Here is a 6,518-nt window from a genome sequence, read left to right on the forward strand (position 1 = left end):
TGTCAGCGGACATGGAATAGTCCCCAATCGCGGTCTCGAAGCATCCCCAATCGCGGACATGAAAGCTCCCCGGTGATGGACATCTAAGTTCCCCACCCAGTCATGAGCAGCCGTCCAGCTACTTGGAAAATGGCCGCTCGTGAAGACGAATGAGGAGATCATGGAGATTCTGGCTGCCTACGATTTGACGGGCAGTTACCGCAAAGCCGCCGAGTTGGCCGGCTGCGATCACCACACCGTCCGACGCTACGTGCAGCTGCGCGGGACCGGGATCGATCCCGCGGTCCGGCTCCCACGCACGAAACTGATCGACGCGTACATGCCCAAGGTCGAGGAACTGATCGAGGCCTCTCACGGGCGAATCGGTGCCGACCAGGTCCACAAGAAGCTGGTCGCGATGGGATTCACCGGCACTGCCCGCACGACCAGGCGCGCGGTCGCCGCGGCGAAAGAGTCGTTCCGAGGAGGCCACCGCCGAGTCCACCGGCCCTGGGTGACTTCTCTGAACTAGCCGTCGAGCCGGATTTCAGTAAGAAGATCGCTGTTCAGGGTCGATTTCCCGGTTGAGCGTTGGTGGTTCGCCCAGCAAGTTCCCGGTAGCTGGGGATCCCGAGAGTGACTGCGGTGGTGTGTCGAGTGAGGGTTTTGTCGATCTGAGTGAGTTTGTCCCTGGCGGCGGCGAGGCTGACGCGGAGTCCTTCCGCTTCGCCGAACCAACCTTCGCGTTCAGCCTCGGCGATGCGGGCGACGAGGTTGTCGCGAATGTCAGTGAGTCGTTGCCGCTGAACGGGGTCGACCCGCAGTAGCGGGCAGCGGACGCAGCTGTGTTCGTGGATGCAACTGGTTCCCCATGCTCTGCCGCAGTCGCCGAGAGCGACGCGGCGGCGTTCGAAATGGCCGAGAAATTCGTCCCATTCGGCCTCGGTCGGTTGCCGGTATTCTTCGCTGGGGCGCAAGCCGCGGCGGCGGGCGATGAAGGCCCGATGGCCGTTGATCGCTTCCTCCGGGTAGACGGCTTTGTATCCCATCGTGGTGTTGATGTCCTTGTGCCCCAACAGAATTTGCGCGATATGTGGCGGCATTCCGTTCATGATCGCCTCCGTGGTGAATACCCTGCGGAAGTCGTGCGGGGCCCATGTCAGCGGTTTGCCGCTAGCGTCGGTGATTCCGCTTCGGGTCAGGGCACCGGTCAGCAGTTCGCGGATGCCGCTGATGGGGATCGGGCGGGCTTCGAGGCTGACGGCGCGTTGGAACAATAGCGGCATCGACGGGTTCCAGATCTTCTCGTGGTGGTCGTAGGCGACGACGAGCGGGACACTGCCGTCGTCGTTGCGGACGCGACAAATGATCGCTGAGAGGACGTCGGCCAGCTCGGGCGCGATGACCAGTAGCCGTTCCTCATCGGTCTTCGATGGCGGAATCTGAAGCAGCGGAACAAGTTCACCGGTTTTCGGAGTCCGGTATTGGACCAGGCTGTGGTGGGTCAGCTCGGTCAGTTCCTCGACCCGGATCCCGGTCATGCGCAGCACCTCGACCGCAGCCCAAGCCCAGAACGCGTTGTCTTCCTCGCGGGTCAGGTCCCGGCGGCGACCGGTGGCGGGATCGTCAGCCCAGACGCGGCGGGAGTGTCGGCCCATGACCGCGCGGTGCAGGGTGAGCCCGTCGACGGTGAAGGGCTCGCCAGGCTCTGCGTTGGCCGCGCATTCCAATCGGGCTGCGGCATTGACGCGTTCGCGGTCGACGGCTGCGACCAGGGCGGGCAGCATCGGCAAGCGTTCGCGGGTGCGCTGGTCCATGCGCGCCTTCTGCCGCGATTTCATCTTCTTGTGCTGGACGTCGCCGGCTTTGATCGGGCATGGCACTGCCCACGGCCCCCAGCGAGCGGGGTCGTCGAGCGCCCATTGCGACAGGTCGAGATAGAAGCTGCGAACCGTCATCAGCACGTCGTCGGCACCGGCGCGGTCCGTCGTGGTCTCCGCGACATTGCCGTGCTCGTCGGTGATGCGGACGACCCTGGTCCGGATCCGCTGCTTCCAACCGGCAGCGGTCTCAGCTGTCAGCTGCAGCGAACCGATGCCTGGGTGATGACGTTCGAGGTCTTTCCAAAACCACAACGCCAATGCGGTGGCCAGGCTGGTCAACGTGTTGTAGTCGATTCCCGGTTGCCGTTCCCGCAGATAGTCCACCAGTAGATCTCGGACCGGCCGACAGGACACGTGATAGCGGTCGACCAGCTGCTCGACTGTTGCCCGGCCCGCGAACACCGGGCTGAACATGCGAATCGTGGCCGGGGCGTCGGCAGCGAAATACCCGAGAGAGTGCAGCAATTGATAGAAGACCGGGCTGTGTCGGCTCGAACGCGTCGGCCCCGGGAACACCTTCCTGCTGATTTGCATCGTTTCCAGGCAGTCGCCGACGGCGACATCACCGACCACGCCGCCCTTGGCGGCCATGATCAGCGCGATCTTCTCGATCGCGGGCAGCATAGTGGCATCGCCGACCGTGTTGGCCAGCCGAGCGGCCCGCAATTCAGCGAGGCCGTTGGGATCGCGGACCTTGGCCATCTCGTTGGCGATTCGAACCGGTGACCTCGTTGCCATCAGCCAGCCCAGCGGCGGCCGAACGTAGTCGGCGCCGATGAGCTGAATCATGCCCATCCCCAAAACGTTTCGGACGTAGTCCCGGCGACGATCCAGCAGCCCTGCTGCGTCGAGATCGGCAATGAGCTTGGCCCGCCAGTCGCTGTGACCGTCACTCCCAATACCGGTGGCATTCCATCGCTGCTGCCAGGAGGCGCCGGGATAGAGCTCGAGCCAGTCCAGAACTGTCTCGAGCGATATCTTCCGGTGGCAGCGGATCGACGAATCGTCGACGCGGAATGGTGGCCGAGCCAGCCGGTATTCGACCGCTTCGCGTGTCTGCCGTGATCTGGGCCAACTGATCGGGACCGGTCGCGGCGGAAACTTCTCCAGCAGGGAGCGGGCCTCGCTACTGATCTGCCAGGTCCGCGCCGCAGTCGGCGGCGGAACCGTCGTCATGGACGTCATGGCCTCCTCCGTCCGAACAGCACGTCCAGGCTTTCCTGCCGATACCGCAATGTCGTTTCCTCGGTGGGTTGTTGGGGTTGGGTTCGGCGCTGGTGGTGAGCCAGCACCGAGTCGACGACATCGGCTGCGGTCGGGGTCGTATAGATCTGCGTGGTGGTCAGTGAGGCGTGACCGAGCACCCATTGGACGTCGGTGATTGGCATGTCGGGATCGCGAGCGAGCCGATAGGCCGCGGTGTGTCGCAGTTCGTGCAGCGAATGGTTCGACCCGAGTAAGTTGTTGGCGCGCACGAACATCGCCCGGGCGGCGTGGTAGTTCAGCGGCCGGAACGGCCGCCTCAGCGTCCACCAAACCGGATCGTCTGGCCCGGTGGGCACCAAGCCGTGAATCTGTTGCTGGTACAGCCGCAGCCACACGAACGCATCCGGCGAGGCCGGTAGCTGCTGCAACGCGCGAGATCCCTTGCGCACCACCGTGATCAGCTGCTGCCCAGGGTCGGCTCCGCCGTTCAGCACTCCCAGCAGTTCCGCAGCTCGCGCACCGGTCGACACCCAGAAGGCCACCAGTGCGCGGTCACGGTCGCTGGACAGGCGGGTGAACAGGTCGTTGAACACCTCGTCGGCGATCTGGCGGGGGATCCGTTTCGGTTGCCGCGGCCGATAAAGACCGCTGCGTTGCGGCTCGAACCGGTCCATCGGGTTGTGATGGGCATGTGCCCGCCGGGCCCGCGCCAGCGGGAACGGGTTGACCAGTGGCCCGGTCCCGGCTTCCAGGTGAAAGGCATAGAAGCTGCGCAGCACCGTCTCGCAATGCGCGATCGTCGAGGGCGCATAGACACGCCCAGGCGGACGTTTGCCCGTCACCGGGTTCGTCGGTTTCGGCCGCACCACCGCAGGCTTGTCCGGCGAACGCCAATGCGGGCGAGCAGGTTTCGTCGTGATCTGGATCCACCGCGAGAAGTCGCGGGCCTCGTCCCGGGACGCTCGCTGCCATTCGACCTCGACCGACCACAGAAACCGGAACCACCGCAGCAGATCCATCCCATACGAGCGCTGCGTCGCTGCCGACCGACCCGCGGCCTGCAGCTCGCCGAAGAACGCCGCGACAGACACCACCACCTCACCCGACGCGGTGAGCAGCTGATGCGGCTCCCATGGATCACCCGTCGCGGCCAACCGACCCATCCGCGCCACACTCAGCGCCGTCAAATCCCGTGGAGCATCCTGTGATTCAGACACGGGACCGAACCCAACCACAGCCCGGAGCTCCAAGTCCGCCGAATCATCACCGAACGCCGGGTAGTTCAGTCAACACACCCGAACCTGGTTTATGGATGCAGTGGGATTGGGGTGAGGGCCCCAAACTCGGTGATCAGCGAACCTCGTTGTGGTGCGCGTGGTTGTCGTGGTCGCGGTTCCGCGTCGTTATCGCGGTGCAGGACAAGACAATTCCCACGATCGCCGCGTGTTTGGACCAAACGTTTCGCGCGTTCGGCGGGGTCCCGACCTATTGCTTGACCGATAACGAGAAGACCGTGACCACCACCCATATCGCGAAAATCGCGGTCCGCAATCCCGATATCGTCCCGATCGGACGGTTCTACGGAACAGTGATCCGCACGTGCATGCCCGCTGATCCAGCGTCGAAGGGCGGGGTGGAGAACGCGGTCAAGATCGCCAAACGCGACCTCGTCCCGACCGCGACAAACCTTCGCCCGGCCTATAACTCTTTCGCTGAGATCGAACAGGCCTGCGACGAGTTCATGGCCGAGGTCAACGGCCGGGTTCACCGCGAGACCCGCCGGGCGCCGATCGAGATGCTGGGCGAGGAACGGTTCCGACTGCACCAGCTACCCGAACACCCCTACACCGCGGCCCTGGGCCTGACCCGGCAGGTTCACCCGAAAGACTCCACGATCCAGGTCGAACAGGTCCGTTACTCGGTGCCCCATTCCCACGCGGGGCGACAGGTGTTCATTCGTTGGCACGGTGATCAGCTGGTCGTGACCGCGATCATCGACGGTGTTCCAGTCCAGATCGCCCGCCACCAGCGATCAACACCAGGCAATCCGGTGATCTTGGACGAGCACTACCCCGACGCACCTCGCGGGCTGCGTGTTCCGAAACCGCAGACAGCGGCTGAGGAAGCGTTCCTGCAGATCGGGCCGGGCGCGGCGGCGTGGTTGGAAGAGGCCGCCGCTGAGGGCACGCGCGGGATCGCCTCGAAGATGGCCGAGGCGGTCGCGTTGGCGAAGCTACGCGGCACGACCGCGGTCGATCGAGCGTTGGGCACCGCCGCCATGGCGGGCCGGTTCACCGACGGTGACCTGCGCTCGATTATGGACCACCAACAATTCAATGACGGACCTGCCGAAACCTCGCGCGCGGGCGAGGACCACAGCCTGCAACCAGGCACCGGCGGCTGGTCCGGCTTCGGCCGCCGCGCCGCTGATGACACCCACCCCGACCTTCGTTGATCACCGAATTGAGGACACTGATGACAACTCTTGAAGCCCCCGCGCCAGCGCGGTTGAAAGCTCCCGCGACCGCGACCGCCGCGACGTTGGGTTCCTCGGCGTTCGACGAAGCGATCGCGTTGACGAAAACGTTGAAACTGCCCCATATTCGGCGAGCGATGACCGAGGTCATCCCTACCGCGAAAGCCCAACGATGGGACCCCGCCGAAGTGATGCGGGTGCTGTTGGCCGAAGAAGCCGCAGGGCGGGCGGCCTCGAATCTGCGGACTCGCCGCCAACGGGCCCAATTCCCGACCGGGAAGACGTTCCATATCTGGAACGAGGGCGCGTCCTCGATCCCGGTCCCGACGCAGTCGTCGTTGCGGACGTTGGAATGGATCGGCAGACGCGAAAACCTTTGTGTCTGTGGGCCTTCGGGCACTGGGAAGAGTCATTTCACCGAGGCGTTGGGCCAAGCAGCGATCGATGCCGGCATGACGGTGGCGTGGTTCACCATCGAAGACCTGGGCGGGCTTGTTCGTCGTCACCGCGTCGATGACTCGGTCAGCAAGGCCTTCGCGCGGCTGACCCGCACCGATCTCGTGATCGTTGACGACATCGGGCTTTTGCCGGTCTCGGCGGACGCGGCCGAGGGCTTCTATCGGCTCGTCGACGCCGCTTACGAGCGCAAGAGCCTGGCTGTTTCATCGAACCTGCATCCTTCGGGTTTCGACGAGATCATGCCCAAGACCTTGGCCACGGCGACCGTTGATCGTCTCCTTCACCACGCACACGTCGTGGTCACCGACGGCGACAGCCACCGGCTTTCCGAAGCTGTCTCGGGCAACGGAGTCGTCGCGCTCACCTGAGCGAAACACCCGTCCTGCCGGGTCGTGTTCACGGGGAGATCTCATGACCGCGGTCAATGGAATTCCCCACTCGCTGGGGAGTTTTAGTGTCCGCGAATGTGTCATGTTTCGTGACCGCGAGCGGGGAGACCTACATGGCCATTGACA

General features: G+C 64.4%; 4 protein-coding genes and 1 pseudogene. 3 read left to right on the top strand and 2 right to left on the bottom strand.

What is annotated here, in order from left to right; all coding sequences use genetic code 11:
* Positions 1–139 precede the first annotated feature (139 nt).
* A pseudogene (locus tag ACFWU5_RS28970) lies at positions 140–499 on the top strand (IS21 family transposase); the annotation flags it as partial.
* A 46-nt stretch (positions 500–545) separates the two neighbouring features.
* Here ACFWU5_RS28970 and ACFWU5_RS28975 read toward each other — a convergent pair.
* Together ACFWU5_RS28975 and ACFWU5_RS28980 are read right to left on the bottom strand one after the other, a co-directional pair.
* The gene (locus ACFWU5_RS28975; protein ID WP_379270059.1) at positions 546–3,047 is read right to left on the bottom strand and encodes a tyrosine-type recombinase/integrase; all 2,502 of its coding nucleotides are present in this window, start codon (positions 3,045–3,047) and stop codon (positions 546–548) included.
* Complete coding sequence (locus ACFWU5_RS28980; RefSeq protein ID WP_379270061.1) at positions 3,044–4,285, bottom strand: tyrosine-type recombinase/integrase; 1,242 nt, start codon at positions 4,283–4,285, stop codon at positions 3,044–3,046. Before ACFWU5_RS28980 ends, ACFWU5_RS28975 begins: the two co-directional genes overlap by 4 nt.
* 95 nt (positions 4,286–4,380) lie before the next feature.
* On the opposite strand from ACFWU5_RS28980, the gene ACFWU5_RS28985 reads away from it, so the two are divergent.
* Positions 4,381–5,523: an IS21 family transposase gene (locus tag ACFWU5_RS28985; protein WP_379270063.1), complete on the top strand. Its 1,143-nt coding sequence runs from the start codon at positions 4,381–4,383 to the stop codon at positions 5,521–5,523.
* A 20-nt stretch (positions 5,524–5,543) separates the two neighbouring features.
* The gene (gene istB / locus ACFWU5_RS28990; RefSeq protein WP_379242528.1) at positions 5,544–6,371 is read left to right on the top strand and encodes an IS21-like element helper ATPase IstB; all 828 of its coding nucleotides are present in this window, start codon (positions 5,544–5,546) and stop codon (positions 6,369–6,371) included.
* Positions 6,372–6,518: the final 147 nt, after the last annotated feature.

This window comes from Nocardia sp. NPDC058640 (assembly GCF_042716995.1).
Lineage (GTDB): Bacteria > Actinomycetota > Actinomycetes > Mycobacteriales > Mycobacteriaceae > Nocardia.

Excerpts from the sequence above, each read along its gene's own strand:
- ACFWU5_RS28975 (WP_379270059.1), bottom strand. The coding sequence starts at position 3,047 with ATGACGTCCATGACGACGGTTCCGCCGCCGACTGCGGCGCGGACCTGG.
- ACFWU5_RS28985 (WP_379270063.1), top strand. The coding sequence starts at position 4,381 with ATGCAGTGGGATTGGGGTGAGGGCCCCAAACTCGGTGATCAGCGAACC.
- istB (WP_379242528.1), top strand. The coding sequence starts at position 5,544 with ATGACAACTCTTGAAGCCCCCGCGCCAGCGCGGTTGAAAGCTCCCGCG.